The following is an 18,223-nucleotide window of genomic DNA, read 5'->3' as shown; positions in this document are numbered from 1 at the left end:
CCTTCCTCAGTTCAAGCGTTGGAGCTGGATCGAGTCCTGCCCCTGGAAAATTCGGAAGTGACGGAGAACATCCATTCCGAGCAAGGCCATGTCCGAATTGGCCTGGTTCAAGGAAACCATGACCGGAACGTCGCTCAGGGTAAAGGCGCCGACCTGGAGGTAATTGCCCTCGCTCTGCATTGCGCTACCTATCCCGTTGGCGGTACCGATCTGGGCGCTTACCCCTGCTCGAATGCCAGCGTTCTTGGCGATTCTCGCCCCGATTGATGTCTTTGTAGCCCCCGTGTCCAGAAGAAACGTGACTGGGAACCCGTTGATAAAGGCCGGAATCCAGTAGTGGCCATCCGCCGATCGCGGGACCACATACCAGTTGCCTTTGTCCAGGTATGGCGCCGTTACCGCGTTCGGATGACTGGCAGCCCATTTCAGCTGCTCACCCTGATAACTCTTCCCGTCAATGACGACGTAGTTGATTTTTTGCTGTGCAAAGACTTGAGTGGACAAGCCCAAGGCGAAAACGAGGAGGAGAGAGTAACGAGACATAGAAAGTTCGCGGGATGAGCTAGCCGCTCCCCTCCGGAGATATGACCAGATTGCCATTGATGGCGGCAATTCGCCGGCGGAAACTAGGATGGCCACTGAAGAACTCAGAGAAGCGGGACAAATCCTTATCCCCTTCGATGAGGCGATATTCGTCGAAAGCGGCCAGAACATCCTCGGGGCTGGTCCTCTTTACTGCTGCTGTATCGGCAACGAATTCCCATTCCCGAAGCATGAACAGGTAGGCAAGAAGCAAGACAACGACGGCGCCAACAGGAACTCCAATTCCAAACTTGACCGCAGCCACCAGGCCGAGAATCGTTGCTTGTTTGATGGGATGCCGATTGTCAACGTGCCCGTATTCATGAGCAAGAACGCCGCGCAGTGCTCCGTGCGTGAGGGAGTCAACCATGCGCGTACTCACGAAGGCCCGGTGGGTATCTCCAGAATTGACAGTAATGGCGATGAATCTCTCCGAGTCCACAACGGACACGTACATCAACTGTTTCCCTGGGGGAGGTCCGGCTTGGCTACGCCGATCTGTGGCCCGTCGCTCTGCCTCATTCGCCGCAGCCAAAGCTGCACGTCCTTCACGCCGGCGCTTTCCTTTACGGCGCTCCTCGAGTATCCCGATATCGTAGAGGGCTGCACGAATCCTGGCCCTCCGCTCTGGCTCATCAACAAGCCCCTTGCCGCAAAAGACGAGGACCTTCCCCCCCTGGTAAGCGAGGAAGAAAACCATCAACCCGGCAACGCCCCCGGACAGCACGCCGCTGGCTTGGTGCGACAGTCCCCAACGCAAGAACACGTCGTCAACGAGAGCGAGAAAGGCACTGACCGCGAAAAGTACGAGCAGCAGGCGATGTAGTCGGAGTGGAATCATGGCGGCATTGTATGGGAGGCGCTTGTCATCCCGCACCACAAAAATCGCCCTTGCAGGTCCATTCCTACGTCTAACCCCTCAAAAACAGCGACATTTCCGTGATGACGCCTGTTTCGCTGGATGGGATCATCCACACATCAAATGAGAGGTGCGACATGGCTCATCTTCAACATCGACGCTTTCCTGGAAGCTTCCTTCTGGTCGCCGCCGTTTTGGCGATCCCATCCCTGCTCTACGGATTCGTGAGCGCGGCCGAGAAGGCCGACAAGTGCGCGGAAATCGCCAAGAGCGTTACGCCGCATACCGACCAGGCCAAGGCGAACCTGAAATGCGAGTAACGACCGTTGGCGCCATTATTTTGAGCGCCCTCCCCTTCATTACGTTCGCTGCCGAGGGCGACTATTGCGTCATCCCGAAACTGGAGCAGGGAAAGCCGACGATTGTCGACGTGCCCTACATCGATAAGCCGTTCTGCGGCATGGCGCTGATCGATCGTCACTACGTTCGCCTAAGCGAGTTCACCAAGGCACACGATGAAACTCCCGTTTCGTGCGCCACCGATGCTTCCTGCTCCAAGACGTCCCGATACTACCTGGACGAGAAGCGCGAAACAGAGCCCTACATCATCATCTTCCAAGGGCCCAAACAGCCGAAATCCGCATAAGCGGTTTTTTCAGAATCACCCACGTCGTTTCGGTACGCTCTTTGTAGTACCAGAAGGAGGTAACGAACATGACGACCACGAATCTTGCAACGGCGAAGGAAGTAGCGACCGCCGTTGCTTCGTTGGGCTTCCAAGCGTCCAGCGAAACCCTCGGGGCCATCTCCCGCAACTGCCGCGAGGACTTCCTGGAGCACCTGTCCCGCTGCATTACGGACCAAGACCAGGACGGCCGCAGCAAGAAATTCATCGGCAACCTGCTCCGCTGCCTAGCCCCGAACACCATCAATCGGATCAAGCCCATTTTCCCGGATGCGACGATCGACATGATCGTGCCTGTGGCAAAGGCAGTGCCGACCCGCTTCCTTTCGGCTATTGATGCCGCTCACGACCCGAAGCATGCTCGCCATGAGGATGCGAAAGCCTACCTCGCCTCGATCTTCGCGCCGCCAGATACGCATAGTGAGGAAGAGCCGCCTCAGTCTTCCTTGCAACAGCAGCACGATCAGCAAGAGGAACGCCCCGTTGACCAAGCCGCGCTCTCCCGACGCCTGGCGCCATCGGGCAGCAAGAAATATCACTCGGTCCACGTGTATGGGTCGAACGCTGCGCTCTGCTTCAACGCAACCGACTGGAACGGGGCCCCGGGAGTAATGGTCGATGCCGCGATGCAAACCGGCCCCAAAACCTACGATTGGAAGAACGCCGTGCACGTGTGGCTCGACATCAATGAAGTAGGCGCGGTCCTCGCTGTATTCCGTCGTTGGCGCAAAGGCGTCGAGTTCTCCGCCCATGGCGCGCAGAACGACAAGGGGTTCGCCATCGAATTCCAAGGGCAACACTTCTTCGCAAAGGTCACCGCGAAGAAGGCTGCGGCCGGCGCCGTTCGAGCCGTGAAGATCCTCCCGTCGGACGCGATGTCTGTGTCTATCCTCTTCCTTACCCAGCTCGCGGAGAGCTATCCAATGATTCCTCTAAACGAGCTGCTGGCAACGGTGCGGGCCACCCACCAAATCGAAGATGCAGCCGCCGCCTGACAATGAACGGAATGCGGTTGAACAGGCGAATGGGCAGCCTCTGCTCGATCGCCTGAAGCGCCTTGGCGTAACTGCCTGGCGCGAACCATTGCTCTGTCTTCCGAAGCTGTTTCAGGATTACTCGTCGATCAGCACATTGAAGCAAGCGCTGCCCCAAAATGATGTGGTGGCCGGGCCCAAGTTGTTCACCCTTTTGGTATCGGAAAAGGCTGTCGTCCTCTCTCAGCCTAAGAAGCGCCTCGTCATGACAGCCACGGATGGAATGCTCTCCGTGAAAATCGTCATCTTCGTGGTCCTGGGCGTCGATGTTCCTACTTGGAAGGCCTTCGAGGAAGGCGACAAGATTCACCTCCGGGGGGTGCTCCAGAACTGGAATGGAAAGCTACAGATCACCGGCCCAACCTTGATCGATCCGCAACTTGTCGGCAAGGTGATCCCCATCTATGAAAAACGTCGTAGTGTGGTAGCAGACGGTGCCATTTATGATGCCACCCGATACGCTCTCGAGCACCATCTGAAAGAGACGATTGACTACCTGGTCGAGAGCTATCACGGCCTGCCGGAAGCCGATATCCTTCGACGAGCTCGCCTCAAGGCCCCCTCCGTCGAGGTCATCCTGCGCGCGGCCCACCAGCCGACATCCGAGGATGAAGGAATGCGAGGAATCGCAGGAATGCGCCGCCTGGCAGCGCTTTCTGTCGTTGAGAATGCCCGTCGCCTCAAGCAGCGCGACCCAGTGCCGGAATCCGTGGTATCCATACCGGACACGCTGATTCAGCAGCTGACAGAAAAACTTCCCTATCCTCTAACCGGCGACCAACGCCGCTCCATTGGCGAGATTGTCGCCGACATGGCTTCGCCTCTGCCTATGCGCAGGGTTCTAAGCGGCGATGTTGGAAGCGGAAAAACGCTCCCCATCATGATTGCCGCTCTGGCGACGCAGCACCTGGGGCATAGGGCCGTCATCCTTACCCCCAATGGCCTCTTGGCTGATCAGTTCGTGAAGGAATGCAAGGCACTGTTCGGCGAAGACAGCCTGGTCATCTCGGTGACTTCTGGAACCAAGAAACTCGATCTCGCCAGCAATCCAATCCTGGTCGGGACAACAGCCCTTCTCAGCCGTCTCAAGGGGGAGTCTCCCCCTGCCCTGTTCTGCGTCGACGAGGAGCAGAAGATGTCTGTCAGTCAAAAAATCGAACTGACAGGGTTTGCCAGCAATTACCTCCAGGCGACAGCCACACCTATCCCCCGCACGACCGCCTTGATTACCCATGGCGCGATGGACGTCTCGGTTTTGAAGGAGATGCCCGTGGTGAAGAACATCACCACGCACATTGTCACAGCTGGGGAGCGTAAGCGCCTCTTCGACCATACGCGAAAGGTCCTCGCTTCTGGCGGACAGATCGCCATCGTCTACCCGATCGTCAATGACGATGAGCAAGAAAAGAAGAGTGTCGTCGCCGCGGCCGTCGAATGGGAAAAGCAGTTCCCCGGCCTTGTGGGGATGGTGCACGGGCAAATGAAAGAGGCTGAAAAGGTTGCTGCGGTCAACGGCCTCAAAAGCGGAAATCAAAAAATTGCCGTCGTGAGCAGCGTGATCGAGATCGGATTGACCCTGCCAAGTCTCCGTTCTCTCATCGTTGTCCATGCTGAACGCTATGGCACCAGCACTCTGCACCAGCTCCGGGGACGGGTGGCCAGACTAGGTGGCAACGGTTACTTCTTTCTGTTTCTACCGGAGACCGTGGCGCCTGAAACCATGCAGCGCCTTCAGCTGCTCGTCGACCATAGCGATGGCTTCACCTTGTCCGAAAAGGATGCCGAATTACGCGGATATGGCGATCTCTTTGAAGACGCTGAACGCCAAAGTGGAAATAGTCGAAGCACGATCTTCCGCTGCGTGGACCTTACTCCTTCGGAGATTCATGCTGCGACCATTCATGAAGCACTCCCCTCTTAACCTTCAAAGCACAAAACCAAATGTTCTTCCGTAACCTAACTTTGTACCGCCTACCAACTCCATGGAATATGGATCTCGCCAAGCTTGAAGAAATGCTGGCACGAAATCCCTTCACTCGCTGCTCCGGAAGCGAGCAGCAGCGAAGCGGATGGATATCTCCTCGAGACAAAGGCTCTCTGGTGTATGCCCAAAACCGGCAATGGCTAATTGCCCTTTGCACCGAGCAGCGATTGCTTCCATCGTCAGTCATCCAGGATGAAGTCCGAGAGCGGGCAGAAGCCCTCGAGGAGCAGCAAGGATATGCTCCCGGCCGAAAGCAGCTGCGTGAGCTAAAGGACCGAGTTGCTGAAGAACTACTCCCTCGCGCTTTTACTAGACGGCGCACGACATTCGTTTGGATTGATCCAGTCAACGGCTGGCTAGCGGTCGATGCGAGCGCACTGTCCAAGGCCGAAGAAGTTCTCGAACAACTTCGTATGGTGCTCGACGATTTTCCGCTGAGCCTAGTGCATACAAAATTGTCCCACTCATCAGCGATGGCAGATTGGTTGGCCGGCGGCGAGGCCCCGGTCAATTTCACAGTCGATCGTGATTGCGAACTGAAGGCTGTTGGTGAAGAGAAGGCCGCTGTCCGTTATGTTCGGCACCCGCTTGACGGTGATGGAATTGCTTCGGAGATCAAGGCCCACCTCGCCGCAGGAAAACTTCCAACTCGCCTGGCGCTGACTTGGAACGATCGCATCTCATTTGTCTTGACCGAGCGTTTGGAGATCAAGCGCCTTGGCTTCCTTGATTTGTTGATGGAAGAGGCAGAAAAAAATACGGAACACGCAGAGGAAAAGTTTGACGCGGATTTTGCGTTGATGACCGGCGAGTTGGCCCGGTTTATTCCGTCCTTACTGGACGCCCTCGGCGGAGAGGTTGTTGAAGATCGGGCCTGATCGCCGTTCTGTCGTCCCCTCTTCCAAATGACCGGCAGTAACCCCAGAACACAAGAACTCGATTGAAAGGAAAACTCATGTTTGGCCCGAAGAAACAAACCGCCGCAGCAAAGCCCAATGGCGTCGACAATCTGATCCATAAGCTCAAGGCGCTTCCGCCGGCGATTGACCTAATCGTCGCTGCAACTCTGGGCGGTTATTCCTTCGTGGCCATTTATGTCGACAATGCCAAATTCGTTGGCCTTGCATGCATCCTGATCGCGCTGATCTTTGCTGTCCTGGGCATCTCCGCCGTAACACGCGAAATGAAGGATTTCAAAGTGGTTGAGCAGAACTCGAACCCTGAAGCCCTTCGTATGATGAAGACCCAGCAATTCGAGAATTACTTGGTCGCCCTCTTCCGCCTGGATGGCTACCAGGTTCGTCCATCGATTGACGAGTTGCACCGGCAAGACGATGCCGACCTCATAGCGGTCAAGAAGAAGGAAACAATCCTGATCCAGTACAACCATTGGGACGAGGATATCGTCGGTACCAAGCCCATTCAGTCCCTTCACAAGGCCGCCGCCGCCGTGCGTGCTCAGGGAGCAACAGCGATTAGCTTTGGCCGATTCTCAGCTGAGGCGGCTGATTGGGCAAGGCGAAAAGGCGTCACCTTGATGACGATGCAGGACGTGATCGGCATGGCGTGTCGTCTCACTGGTCTGACCCCAGAGGAAGCCGCTGCAGAGCCGGACGAGGAAGTGGTGGTAGAAAAAGCCCATGAGGTAGCAGAGGTAGTTCGTGGCCATCATCGCTTTCTGTTTGTCGACTTTGCCGGCCTCGAGCATGGGCTTGCGCGGCTCAGCGAACTGCTTCTACAACACCCAGCCTACCAGGTGATCGCTTCAACCCTCCCCCCCTTGAAAAGCATGGAAGACATCCGGCTCTCACTGGGGGAATGTGGCGATCGTCTGGCCGGCGACTTGGAGGCGGCTCAAGACGGGCGGTACTTTGCCATCCAAAAGCATCTACAGGCCTCGAGGGAAGGAAAGCATGCAATCTGGCTGGCCGTAGATTCTGAGCCGCGTCAGTTTCCTGAAGGTTGCGCAGAGCTGATTGCTGTTAATCGCGCATTCGGCTTCGATGTCTCTGCATCCCAGCGCCTAATTGAAGCAATGGTGATCATTGATCGGCGAAGCATCGCCGGCGCCGGCTAATGTCGAGCTGAACTGCCGTTACCTGCGGACTCAGACTTGAATCGCATAATGGTCGCGATCCGATGCTCGATCCACTCCGACTTGTTTTCAACGGAGTCGGGCACGTCCTTCGCGACCTCGCGCACAAAGCGGCTGACCTCCGCCTTACTCCCCTTGGCCTCAGCCAGTTGAGCAATGACGTCCTTGTGGATGGTCACAGAGGTTTTCTGTCCGCCGATCGAAACGGTGAAATGCTCGTTCTGCTTGCGCGATTTCTTGGGCTTCACCTGGGCAGCGGCAAGAGCTTGAGCTACGGCATCTTTGATGATGTCGGTCAGGTCGGGAGGATCCAGAGCTTCCTGCGGCCGACCAAGAAGCTTGGCAGCCTTTTGCCGATAGGTTGAGGCGAAGGCGCCAATCGCCTCGTCATCGGCTCCGCTCTCGACGAGACCACGCACCGCTCCTCCTACGAGGGCGTTGAGCTGCCGGTCCTTGATCTCATCGTCGTCCATCACGCGAGTATAACTTGCATGGCCATATGCGCCTACTGGCCCGGGGCGACGCGCATCGCTGTTTTGATGCGCTACTACGGATTGTCGTTACCTAACTCAGCCTTTTTCGATGCGCTAACGACTAACGCGCATCGAGCGCATTGATTTTTTTATGCGGGATGTACATGGAGTTTTTGGCCGATTTGCCTAAACATTAAGCAACGCGCCCTGGTTTTCATGGCTTTTTTTGCCAAAAGAAACAAAACAACTTGCCCATGGCTATCCGCGATCGGGCGCCCTGCTCCGCTGTTTCTTCTTTTCCAATAAACGATTCCCAATGTTCCGGTCTGAATTTATCGTGCGGTAACAATAGGTTAGGCGGCCAAAGTTAAAGAAATGTGGACAGTGGACGGACCAACTGGACCGCGTCTACGGAGACCTTGCTTACAGTCGCTGGAGGGAACGAATACGGTCTATGTACAGATTGAGGAACTTGGGGGGCAAACCCCTGGTTTGCCGAGCACATTCATGTACAACCCGATGACTGGCCCATCGGAAAAAAAGTCTGTGGCATCATCGCGCAATCAAATCCCATAGACTTCTTGAGCGAATGTGGCGGAACGTAGAATACACATCATAGATGATCCTGATTTCGACATGCGCCAGCATCAGCCGGAGCAGCGAAATCTCTTCCCCACGGAAGATCTCATCGTGCCTGAGTCCTTGCAGAAGATGCGCAAGGCCGTCGCCGCTATTCACGCAATTCCCAGGAATCCGGAAGACTCTCAGAACCTGACCAACCGGCGAGTTTTCGACGGACTGATCATCGTAGCCCAAATTCACTGCCGGCAGCGAGGCAAGGAATTCATACAGCGGATCCGGGATGAGCGCGTGTCCCCATTGTTCGAGGTGCGCACCTCAGAACTGGGCAAGCTTTCCGGCATACCAGGCAAGAACTACGACCGCATCATCGAAGAGATCAGTCGGATCTACGAGATGGATTTCGAGTTCAATGTGTGCGCAGAGGATGGCGAGACTATCTGGGAGAACAGGGCTCGACTCCTATCGAGCCTAGGGGTCGGCAAGAATCACAAAAGGGGCTATATCCGTTTCGCAATGGATCCGGAGATGCTGATCTTGCTCCTGGAACCAAACCTCTGGGCATCGTTTTCGCTGTCCGTTATGCACGACCTCGGCACGTCGGCGGCATATGCACTCTTTCAGCAAACCTATCGCTACATCAATACCAACCAAAAGCTGACGGCAGCGTTGCCGACGAAGACATGGATCGAGTTACTGGTCGGAAAAAATCGGTATGTCAAAGACATTGATGGCAAGGAAGTCATCAATTACGGTGAGTTCAAACGGCGCGTCCTGAATGATGCGATCGAGAAGGTCAATGAGGTCCCTGCGCTCACCTACAACATCGAGCTGAAGGAGCACAGGCAGGGAAACCGGGTGGCCCGCCTGCAATTCAAGTTCATCCCCAAAGAACCTACCCTTCAACTCGAGTCGACCTGGCCAGAGGACATACTGACCGTCCTAAAGTCGATCGGGTTCCTGGATAAGGAAATTACCGACATCAGCCAGGCCCACTCCTCTGCGTCCGTTGCGGACGCCATCTGCCGATTGAAGGAAGCGGAGCAGAGATTGAAGTCCGAGGGCAAGGCCATTTCCTCCAGGAAGCCATATTTCCTTGGCATCCTCCGCAACATCGCCGCCGGCGAAGACGATATCGACCCTGAAAAGATTGAGGCTGAAGTCCGTATTGAAATGGCGGAACGCGCGGCCGAGGAACGGAAGAAGAAGATGCAGGATGCCTACGATGAACATCGTCGCAAGCGATTCTCTGCCTGGGTCACTTCCTTGTCCGTTGAAGACCGCAAGCAACTGATTGCTGACTATGAGGCCAGCGAGGACTTCAATCCGGTGCTGGGGAAATCCTTGAAGAAGATCCTGACCGAAGAGAATAGAAGCGGACTATCCACGCTCCGCGTCTGGATGGAAAAGCACAGGTCCGAGACCTTGGCTGGCGTCTTCAATACACCTGAATACCAGAGCCTTGAAGGCTGGATGATGTGGAAATTGTCTGGTGATGATGCGATCGAGGCCTAATCGACGTCGACCCCAAGCTCATGGAGCTGCGAGCTCATCTTGCGGTTCTTCGCGTCCAGTGCCACAAACCGCTGTAGGAGCTGGTCATGTCTAGCCTTCCAAAGGATGCCATCACCGGTGTCGTCGCCGGCAGCCTTCTGACGTTCAGTGGCGATGACCGCAGATGCCATGCCGCCCTGCCCTGCTTTAACCATCTGCCGGAGATCATCAACTCCCTGGAGCAACATCCTCTGGGAATCCTGGTGGCCAGCCAGAAGCTTATCGACGTCTGCTCGCGCGCTTGTCAGGGATTCTCTCAAAGCTTGATTCTCTGCCTCCAGCACCTTTTCCCGAGCCAGGCTTGCGTTAAGGGCGTCTTCAAGGGCGGCAATCCGCTGAGGGAGAGATTTGGCGCCGCGGCCGATCAGTGTGGCCGGCGTGCTGCGCTCTGCCTTGGCAAGTTCCTCTACGACCGTACTGGCAGACCCTCCACCAGCCTCCTTGAGAATGTCGCGGTGGGTCAGTGGCTTTCCAAGCGCAATACGCTCCTGGATTACCTCTTGAATTCGCTCCCGATAGGAATGCCGAGAACGCTTGGGTGTAGTCGATTCGCTCATAGTAGCAACATAGTAGCAAACGCTACGGTAATGTGCAGAAAAACGAGCGAACAGCTGTGGAACAGGCGATTTCCGTGGAACACAAGGGGTGTCGAAACTAGAGAAAACCCTTGTGGTTACTGGAATTCACGGCACATCGGAAGCCGACAGACAAAAATCCGTGAAACATCGATGAACGCCTTCGGCAGAGACGGCGATTCGCGCCAAAAAGAACATTCCAACGTCAATTATCGTAGCCGTGATGGGCGAGAAACGCAAGGTTCGCTGTCGTCAGCCACTAGAGTCCCCGTCCCGCGCGGACACGCACCACACCCGATTTTTCCACCGAGCTGGTCCATTCCTACACGTAAACCCCAGTTTACAGCTGTATTTCACTATTGTGGATTTCCCGAAGTCGCCCATACTCTCGCGAACTTGGAGACCCCGGGTCCAGAGGGCGCGGAAAACTTTGTGCAAAAAAAGATGGCTGAATGTGGTTATATGGCAACGGTTGGTAGGGTAAAAACACGAAAAGCGGCGTTTTGCCTACCAATGCGATTGACAAACAATACTCGCGCCAAAATAATGCGCGAAGGCAACCATAAGGATGAAATGGAATGAGCGACCTCAGACCCACCTATGCATACATTGGCGCTGTTGAGCACCGTCTGAAATCGGCAGCAGCCCTCCTCGGCGTATCCGAAAACACGCTGCGCACCACCCTGGCGGAAAGTGGCATCGAGGTTCGCCGCGCCAACCAGGACAATCCCAATGCTCCCGCCGTTCGGCTCTTCGACCTGCCGACGATCTTCCAAATCGCGGAGTACCGTCGTGCAAAGAAGCTGACCAAGGGCCCCGAGGGCAAAAAGCCCATCGTAATCGCCATTGAGATCATCAAAGGCGGCACTGGCAAGACGACCACTGCCGCCGAAGTCGCGGTGCAGCTCCAGCTGCAGGGCTTAAAGGTCCTGGGGATCGACATCGATATCCAGGCAAACTTTACTCAGCTCATGGGCTACGAAGCGGATCTCACTGAAGACGAGGCCGCCATGTACGGGCTGACTGAAGAAGCTATCGTCAATGGGACGTTCGCTACCATTTGCGGCCCCTTCATCGAGCGCAATGGCCGCCCCGTGGATGCGAAAGCGATCATCAAGTATCCCTTTGGCCCCAGTGGTCCGGCAATCATCCCCGCTGACACCTTTTTCAGTGACCTTGAACACGACATCTCGAAAACCGGCGGCAAGCGTGAGCTGGTCTTCCAGAAATTCTTCAAGGAATCCCTCGCGGGTAACGTCCCCGGCCTGAATGTTGGCGACTTCGACGTCGTTCTCTTCGACTGCCCGCCGAACATCAGCTTCGTGGCCACAAACGCACTCGCCTCCGCGGACATCGTTATCGCCCCGGTGAAGATGGAATCATTCTCGGTCAAGGGCCTTTCGCGCCTCATTGGCGAGGTCCATACGCTCAAAGCCGAGTACGGTGGCGAGGTGAAGGATCCCGAGCTGGTCATTCTTCCAACCTACTATTCCACCAACCTGCCGCGGGTTGGCCGCATGCAAGAAAAGTTGGCGCAGTATCGGGCCAACACCTCCCCCGTGTCGATCAGCCAAAGCGAAGAGTTTCCGAAGTCGACCGATAACTATATGCCGCTGACGGTAATCAAGCCGACGTGTCAGCCAGTCAAGGAATACCGCATGTTTGTTGATCATCTCATCAAGAGGATCAACGAGGTTTCCAAGGCTCGCGCCAGCTGATGAAGTAGGAGGAGAAAATGAAGCAGCGAGTAATTAAACGACCCGACATGCCATTGACAGCTCTCGGCGCGCCGGCGCCGGGCGCGGATACTTCAACCGACAAAGGGGAGCTTCCGGCTGTAAGCGCCACTACTCAGCCCCCCTCCCCTCCCCTTCTCCACCTGGCTGGAGCCGAGGAGGTGGTGGATATTCCGGTCAGCAAACTCCGTGTCTCACCATGCAATGCGCGGAAGATCCGCCTCCCGAAGCGGGTATCGAAGATCGCCGAAAGCCTGAAGAACAACGGCCAGAAGGATCCTCTTTACGTCTACCCCGGAGCCGGTGATGACGAAGGTTATTTCATGGTCCTTGGAGGGGAAACGCGACGCCTTGGGGCCTTGCAGATTGCTCTCCCGACGCTGAAAGCCTTTGTGGATCGGAAGGTTGACCCTACCGATGCGCTTAACCTGACCAAGATTTCCAATATCCTGAATGATTCCGCTGATGAATGCGACCTGGATCGCGGGATGGTTGCAATCGATTTGCTCGAGAAAGGGCACACCCAGGGTGAAGTGGCCGAGGTGCTTGAACTGGAAAGCCATACTCACGTTCAGCGACTGATCAAACTGGCCGGATTGCCGAAGCGATTTATCGACTTTGGCCAGGACTACCCTGAGCGGTTTTCAGCAAGCCTTGGCGCTTACATCAGCCAGGCAATCGACCGCCACGGCGAGGATTTCGCCCACGACCTCCTCAAGGCCGCCCTCGTCGACGAATTGCCGCATCGGAAGATCGCCAAGGCCATTGAAGCTGGGCCGAGCGACAAGCAACCAGGGCAGGAACGTGGAAAGCGGCTCCGTCGAGATGGTGGATTCGACATTCCAACCCCAGATGCTCCGGGTGGGCGCTACGACGTTTACAAATCAAAGACACCCGGATTAAAAGTGCTGAAGCTGCAGGTGGAGGTCCCTGATGAATTGGCAAAGGACTTGAACGAAAAACTGACCGAGGTCCTGACGCAATTTATCCAGACATCTAGGGATCAACAGTAACAAGGTACAGAAATTAAATGATCGGAGTTGTCATAGAACAGGCATTCAAGAGCCGGTGCGCAGCTTGGCGGCTGGCGCCTGTTCGACTCCGCCGGTTTTGCACGTTGACGTGCAATCGGATTCCAGGGATGTCAGCGATGCACGTTGACGTGCAATCCGCACAGCCCTCCTCTCGCATCACCCCTTGGTGCTCGGCAATGCACGTCAACGTGCAGCCCATGCGCCTCCCTCCCCGTCAGCGTGTTTTGCACGTCGACGTGCAACCTGCTGCTCACGTAGCAGGGGATCTGCACGTCAACGTGCAAAGCCCGTTTTTGCTCTCACAAGAAATCTGGCCTGGCGACTTTGGGCTGACCAAAGACATCTTGCACGTCAACGTGCAACCCCCTCGCCACTACCGCCGTAAGCGTGCTTTGCACGTTGACGTGCAAAACCCGTTTTTGCGCCTTTTGGAAGAACGGCCTGATAGCTTCGGGGCGACCGAAATGAGTTTGCACGTCAACGTGCAAAGATTGCGCAGGAACCGGCAACGGTGGGCGGGAGCTCTCTCGCCACACTCAAAACAGAAAGCAAGCAGACAACTGAGGCCCAGGCAAAACCTGGGCCTCAGTCATTTTGGGGCTCGGAAATGAGATAGCGAAAACCGAAGGTAGAAAAGGAAACGCCTCAAAGCGGCAACTTTGAGGCGTTGGGATAGAGAGGGGATTTAGGTCTCTCGTTCGGACAAACGAATCCTAAACACCCTCCCCCATGAAGTCAAACATTTTCATCGGCTGAAGAAGGCCGAGGGGGGTATTCATGCCAACAGTTACTACAACCGTTGGAAGTGGATCTATTGTCGCTGCACGAACGGGAATGGTGCGTCCTCGGAGGCGTCGGCCAGCGGTGGCCGTGCCAGCGCGGTACCGTAACCGGCCGTCGCAAGTGAGAGTAGCCATTTACAAGACTTGGGAAGCGTCAGCATCTTTAGGGTTTACGAAATCAACGACAGCAGTATTGCAAGCGATCATTGCGGCAGGCGTTGCCGCAGATAATCCGTTGGCGCCCATCTTCGCCAGGAAGGCCACGCTTGCAAAAATGGCCGAATGCAGCGAGGTGACGGTCTATCGAGCCATGCGCCAACTTGAAGACGCTGGGTGGATATCGAGATCCGAACAAGTCCGTCTCGACGACGGGTCCATGGACATTGGCCTTCTCTCGATCACGAAGAAGCTGGCTACTTTAGTTGGGCTTTGTCTTGACGAAGAGGTTCATGGCAGCGCAGAAGAGTCTAAGCGTTCACAGGACATTGATTCAGAGCCTATTACTGTGAACAACAAAAAACATACACTTACGCAGAATATTGCGGGCAGAGAGGGAGCGCCCACGGCTGCTGCCCTGGTTGGAAATGGTCCCAAACAGGATGGCTCAGATGCCAAACTTTGCACACAAATGAAAGACGGACTGATAGCCGGCCCCATATATAGGGGGGAACAAAGGGTTGATCCAAAGGCTTCAGTGAACTACCAGTCCACGCGGCCAGGATTCGTTCGCATCGACGGGAGATCGGTGGCGCAGGAACTGGTTTGGTTAATCGAAGAAAAGAGACTGACCTTTGGGGCTTTGTTCCAACTTCAGACGTTGGCAAAACAAGTCCCCGGACAAACCCTGTCCGATTTTGTGGCCTACCGAAGCGAGAGAATCAAACAACTGACAACAACAAATGATTGTTATCGTTACCTGAAGAAACTCATTTCCGATGGCATTGATGCTCGATACCTCTGCGCCCAGCGGGCAAAGAAAGAGCATCGCGTAATGCGGCGCCAGCAACGTGACAAAGCAGCGTCCAGCAGGGCAGCGTGGTGCCGAGCAAGGCACGAAATGACCTTCCTCAACACGCAAACTGGAGTGACTTACAGGATTAACGCCAACCATGAACTGCTCGAAGTGGGTGAGAACGGGCTACCGACTTCGAGGCCAAATCTCGCGATAACGAGCAAGTTCATCAAAGCGGTCGAGGAAGGGAGATTGGTTCCGTTCAGGATCCAAGAACCCGTGATCAATCTGGAGTTGGGCAACCGTCGCCTCGATGAAATGGCGTCGAAATTCCCGTGGCTCCGTCGAAAAGGGAAGGGAAGCCCCGTGGAAGAGGTGAGGGCTTGACATGGTGATAAATTAAGCAGCAAAATGCGAACATTGCCTGAAGTTTAGGCACAAGATTTCTACTTCGGCGTGCTTCATCTGTCGGGGTGCAGGTTTTTCGGGTGACCGAGAACGCTAGCAGAGCAGCGATAAGCTCCGCTTCAATCTGGCCAGTGTGATCTGCGCCAGGTACCTGCAACCCTTGGGGACTCGTAATCCCCACAGGGGCTTGCGATGTCCTCAGAAAGCATGAGGTACGTCGTGAGTAGTGCAGTTCTTCAAGGGGCTCAAGTCCCCCTTGTTGCCGAGTTCCACCAAGGCACGCAAGTGCTCATCCGGTGGGCGTTATGGCATAAGCAGCATGCCTATCCGAAGGCTATCCTGATTGGTGTTTTCCGCAAGGAAGACATTCGTTTGGTGGTCTATCAATACGGAAAAGCTCTCTGCGTTGCGGTGAAAATGGCCGATGTTGCGCCAAAAATCCGTGACTGGAGGGAATGGCGGCAGCGTTACGCTACCGTCAAAGGCAAGCTGATCCAACGCGGGTTTGCGCTGGTGGACGAGCGCGAGGAGGTGAGCCATGTCGCTCACTGACTTCGATCTGTTCGGCCATCCGGTTGCGGCGCCGCAAAATGTAACCCCTCCACGTCGTCGAGTTGTTTCGCAAGCTGCAAAGCGCGCGAAGCTCGCACGCCATCTCGAAAAATCCAACAATCTCGTGCTGTTTGACGAGCTACTGGATTTTCTCAAAGCCCCGTTGTTAAAGCAGCAATACGACATGGACGCGACGTTTGCGTCTGATGTTGGTACGGTGGCCGTCATCGAAGTTGATGAAGATGGTAATACGCAGGACGAGGATTCAGCGCTGGTCATTCCCTACGAAGCTTGGGGGGAAGAATGGGTGACTGACTCCAATGGCCTTGCCTGGTCGAAAGAAGGTTTGTTGTTCACGCAGGTGCGTCTCTTCTGGAGGTCTATGGAAGAACTTGCGCTAAACAACAACGAACAGGAGAAATGGTCTGTTTTGCGTTGGATTTTCCGCCCGGCGATTTGGAAGCATTACGTGTACGACAAGCGCATTGGCCGCAGCCATTGCTTTGAAGTGCACGAGCGTGACGAAACGTTTTCTTTTCACAACTGCTGCATCGCGGCGCGAGTGGATGAGGACACGGTTCGAGAAGGTGTCCGCAGGAATATCCCTGCGGAAGTAGTCAAGGCCGTCGAAAAAGTCTGCAAGTTCGACTGACGGTTCCCGCTAGGGGCACATCCCCTAACGGGGCATGGTGCCCCTTTCTTTTAGCCTTTGTGAAAGGAAAGCTCCATGTTTGATCTGTCTGCAATTCTGGTTCAAGTGTCTTACAGCCTCTGCGAAGTATTCGGGCTCGATCCGAATGAGGTTGATCCGAGCATCACCGTGGATGGGTTTGAAATTCCCGATCCGTCCACTCTTACCGACCCTGTGGCGCAGCAGTACGCAGCATTCCTGCGCGCCGCGGTTCCGCCAATCGATCCGTACTACCAGTTCCGCAAGGACTTGGTGCGGGATATTCGTTACTGGTGGCTGACAGGGGAGGGTGATGTTCTGCTGTTGTGGGGGCCTACCGGCTCCGGCAAGACCTCGGTCTTCGAGCAGTGGTGCGCCCGCCTGGGTATCCCTCTGTTTATGGCCAAGGGTCATCGTCGCTTCGAGCCGATGGAAGCCTTCGGGCAATTCGTCGGTGGTGAGAATGGGACGACGCCGTGGGTTGATGGGCCGGTGACGCTGGCGGCGCGGTATGGCTTGCCTTGCATCATCAATGAGTATGACCGCATTGCTGCGGACAGGACGATCGTGTTCAACGACGTTTTCGAGGGTCGTTCTTTCCCGATCCCCGGCAAGTCTGGTGAGGTGGTAACGCCGCAACCGGGCTTTCGCGTTGCCATTACGGCCAACACCAACCTGGTGGAGGACCTGAGTGGTAACTACGGCACTGCCAACACGCACGATATTTCGATCCTGGAACGGATTGTGGCCCTGCACGTGGGGTACCCGTCCGATGACACGGAAGCGAAGCTGTTGGAAAAGGAGCTGGAGCAATTCAGCGACGATCTTCTCTCCTACTGGTTTGATCAGGAGGGCATCAAAATCTCTACGCCGCAAGGCATGAAGGAAGGATCCGCAATCAACCGCGGTGAGTTCATTCAGGGGCTTTTGGAAGTGGCCAAGAAGATCCGGGCTCAGTCGAAGGATGGTGGCAACACCTCTGACTCTGCGCTCGAACGCACGATGTCCACGCGGATTCTTCGTAAGTGGGCTCGTCACTCGGTCGCACAAGCTAGTGCCCCTGAGAAGTTGGGGTTGTCGGCTTTGCACCTGGCGCTGAAGAAGTATCTCTCCAGCCTCTCAACGGAATCGACCCGTATTGCGCTCCATCAAGCGGTGGAAAACGTGTTCGGCGTTGGTGAAGTTGTAAAGCCGTAAGGAGATGCCCATGAGCAACAACAAGTTCGTGGGCGTTGCCTACTGGTCGGTGGCCACACAGGTCGCCGATTGGTTGGCCAGGGCAGTAGATGTCCTGATGCCGTTGGAAAGGGCAGGTATTGCAGTGCTTGCATATGACTGCTTGCCTGGTGGGAATCAGCTGACCGTTACTTTCGGTGAAGAGCGTCATCAGATGCTCGTCACCGACGGAAAGGGACGCGGTGTAGTGCGCGCGTCCGAAGCGGCAGCTGTGTTTGTCGTATGCCTGGTAGCCTTGAGAAAGGCCCTAGGAGACATCTCAGTTGTTACGGACTCGCAAGAAACCGTACCAGCACTTCCCCGCCAAAACTATCCGCTTTATGCGGACAGCTGGCAGCGCGTCCTACCGGTCGCGCAAGAACTTGGATTGGCCACAGGCGCAGCTTTTACCGCTCGCCATAACGCCGTCTTGAACAACGTGTTCTGAGGAGAA

At 55.6% G+C, this 18,223-nt stretch carries 20 protein-coding genes; 16 read left to right on the top strand and 4 right to left on the bottom strand.

Annotated elements, in window-relative coordinates:
* Positions 1-6: 6 nt before the first annotated feature.
* Positions 7-543: a retropepsin-like aspartic protease family protein gene (locus tag AZSP09_RS19470; RefSeq protein ID WP_172974854.1), complete on the bottom strand. Its 537-nt coding sequence runs from the start codon at positions 541-543 to the stop codon at positions 7-9.
* 19 nt (positions 544-562) lie between these two features.
* Positions 563-952, bottom strand: a complete 390-nt coding sequence (locus AZSP09_RS20800) for a M48 family metalloprotease (RefSeq protein WP_442858686.1) — start codon at positions 950-952, stop codon at positions 563-565.
* A gap of 114 nt (positions 953-1,066) precedes the next feature.
* Here AZSP09_RS20800 and AZSP09_RS20795 point away from each other — a divergent pair, with 114 nt between their 5' ends.
* The 7 genes from AZSP09_RS20795 (at position 1,067) to AZSP09_RS19435 (ending at position 7,221) form a co-directional block, all read left to right on the top strand.
* Positions 1,067-1,408, top strand: a complete 342-nt coding sequence (locus AZSP09_RS20795) for a hypothetical protein (RefSeq protein ID WP_172974852.1) — start codon at positions 1,067-1,069, stop codon at positions 1,406-1,408.
* Positions 1,409-1,578: 170 nt separating this feature from the next.
* A complete protein-coding gene (locus AZSP09_RS19460; protein WP_152091279.1) occupies positions 1,579-1,761 on the top strand; it encodes a hypothetical protein in 183 nt (60 codons plus the stop codon).
* On the top strand, positions 1,752-2,087 hold the full coding sequence (locus AZSP09_RS19455; RefSeq protein ID WP_152091278.1) for a hypothetical protein: 336 nt from the start codon (positions 1,752-1,754) through the stop codon (positions 2,085-2,087). The genes AZSP09_RS19460 and AZSP09_RS19455 overlap by 10 nt, the downstream gene beginning before the upstream one ends.
* Before the next feature lie 68 nt (positions 2,088-2,155).
* Positions 2,156-3,121 (top strand): hypothetical protein, encoded by a 966-nt coding sequence (locus tag AZSP09_RS19450; protein WP_152091277.1) that lies wholly within the window; start codon positions 2,156-2,158, stop codon positions 3,119-3,121.
* A complete protein-coding gene (locus AZSP09_RS19445) occupies positions 3,105-5,081 on the top strand; it encodes a DEAD/DEAH box helicase (protein WP_152091276.1) in 1,977 nt (658 codons plus the stop codon). Before AZSP09_RS19450 ends, AZSP09_RS19445 begins: the two co-directional genes overlap by 17 nt.
* A gap of 20 nt (positions 5,082-5,101) precedes the next feature.
* Positions 5,102-6,022, top strand: coding sequence for a recombination-associated protein RdgC (locus AZSP09_RS19440; RefSeq protein WP_152091275.1), 921 nt, complete (start codon positions 5,102-5,104; stop codon positions 6,020-6,022).
* A 77-nt stretch (positions 6,023-6,099) separates the two neighbouring features.
* Positions 6,100-7,221 (top strand): restriction endonuclease, encoded by a 1,122-nt coding sequence (locus AZSP09_RS19435; protein WP_152091274.1) that lies wholly within the window; start codon positions 6,100-6,102, stop codon positions 7,219-7,221.
* Here the strand turns inward: AZSP09_RS19435 and AZSP09_RS19430 are convergent.
* Positions 7,218-7,715, bottom strand: coding sequence for a hypothetical protein (locus AZSP09_RS19430; RefSeq protein WP_152091273.1), 498 nt, complete (start codon positions 7,713-7,715; stop codon positions 7,218-7,220). The genes AZSP09_RS19435 and AZSP09_RS19430 overlap by 4 nt on opposite strands.
* A 633-nt stretch (positions 7,716-8,348) precedes the next feature.
* Here AZSP09_RS19430 and AZSP09_RS19425 point away from each other — a divergent pair.
* Positions 8,349-9,806 carry a replication initiation protein gene (locus AZSP09_RS19425; RefSeq protein WP_152091272.1) on the top strand — a complete coding sequence of 486 codons (1,458 nt, stop codon included), beginning with the start codon at positions 8,349-8,351 and terminating at the stop codon, positions 9,804-9,806.
* Here the strand turns inward: AZSP09_RS19425 and AZSP09_RS19420 are convergent.
* On the bottom strand, positions 9,803-10,402 hold the full coding sequence (locus tag AZSP09_RS19420; protein WP_152091271.1) for a DNA-binding protein: 600 nt from the start codon (positions 10,400-10,402) through the stop codon (positions 9,803-9,805). The genes AZSP09_RS19425 and AZSP09_RS19420 overlap by 4 nt on opposite strands.
* Positions 10,403-10,573: 171 nt before the next feature.
* On the opposite strand from AZSP09_RS19420, the gene AZSP09_RS19415 reads away from it, so the two are divergent.
* The 8 genes from AZSP09_RS19415 to AZSP09_RS19380 all read left to right on the top strand — a co-directional run bounded on the left by AZSP09_RS19415 (position 10,574) and on the right by AZSP09_RS19380 (position 18,217).
* Positions 10,574-11,002 (top strand): hypothetical protein, encoded by a 429-nt coding sequence (locus tag AZSP09_RS19415; RefSeq protein WP_152091270.1) that lies wholly within the window; start codon positions 10,574-10,576, stop codon positions 11,000-11,002.
* On the top strand, positions 10,999-12,138 hold the full coding sequence (locus AZSP09_RS19410) for a ParA family protein (protein WP_152091269.1): 1,140 nt from the start codon (positions 10,999-11,001) through the stop codon (positions 12,136-12,138). Before AZSP09_RS19415 ends, AZSP09_RS19410 begins: the two co-directional genes overlap by 4 nt.
* 17 nt (positions 12,139-12,155) lie before the next feature.
* Positions 12,156-13,169, top strand: a complete 1,014-nt coding sequence (locus AZSP09_RS19405; RefSeq protein WP_152091268.1) for a ParB/RepB/Spo0J family partition protein — start codon at positions 12,156-12,158, stop codon at positions 13,167-13,169.
* Between the two features lie 996 nt (positions 13,170-14,165).
* Positions 14,166-15,311 carry a hypothetical protein gene (locus tag AZSP09_RS19400; RefSeq protein WP_152091267.1) on the top strand — a complete coding sequence of 382 codons (1,146 nt, stop codon included), beginning with the start codon at positions 14,166-14,168 and terminating at the stop codon, positions 15,309-15,311.
* 240 nt (positions 15,312-15,551) lie between these two features.
* Entirely contained in the window at positions 15,552-15,884 is a 333-nt protein-coding gene (locus tag AZSP09_RS19395; protein ID WP_152091266.1) for a hypothetical protein, read from the top strand.
* The gene (locus AZSP09_RS19390; protein WP_152091265.1) at positions 15,871-16,536 is read left to right on the top strand and encodes a hypothetical protein; all 666 of its coding nucleotides are present in this window, start codon (positions 15,871-15,873) and stop codon (positions 16,534-16,536) included. Before AZSP09_RS19395 ends, AZSP09_RS19390 begins: the two co-directional genes overlap by 14 nt.
* Before the next feature lie 75 nt (positions 16,537-16,611).
* Positions 16,612-17,751, top strand: a complete 1,140-nt coding sequence (locus AZSP09_RS19385) for an AAA family ATPase (protein ID WP_152091264.1) — start codon at positions 16,612-16,614, stop codon at positions 17,749-17,751.
* Between the two features lie 10 nt (positions 17,752-17,761).
* Positions 17,762-18,217 (top strand): hypothetical protein, encoded by a 456-nt coding sequence (locus AZSP09_RS19380; protein ID WP_152091263.1) that lies wholly within the window; start codon positions 17,762-17,764, stop codon positions 18,215-18,217.
* Positions 18,218-18,223 lie beyond the last annotated feature (6 nt).

The organism is Azospira sp. I09, from assembly GCF_009177135.1.
In the GTDB taxonomy this organism is placed as follows: Bacteria; Pseudomonadota; Gammaproteobacteria; order Burkholderiales; family Rhodocyclaceae; genus Azospira; species Azospira oryzae.
The sequence above is the reverse complement of the archived record's forward strand: the minus strand, read 5'-3'. Positions and strand labels throughout refer to the sequence as shown.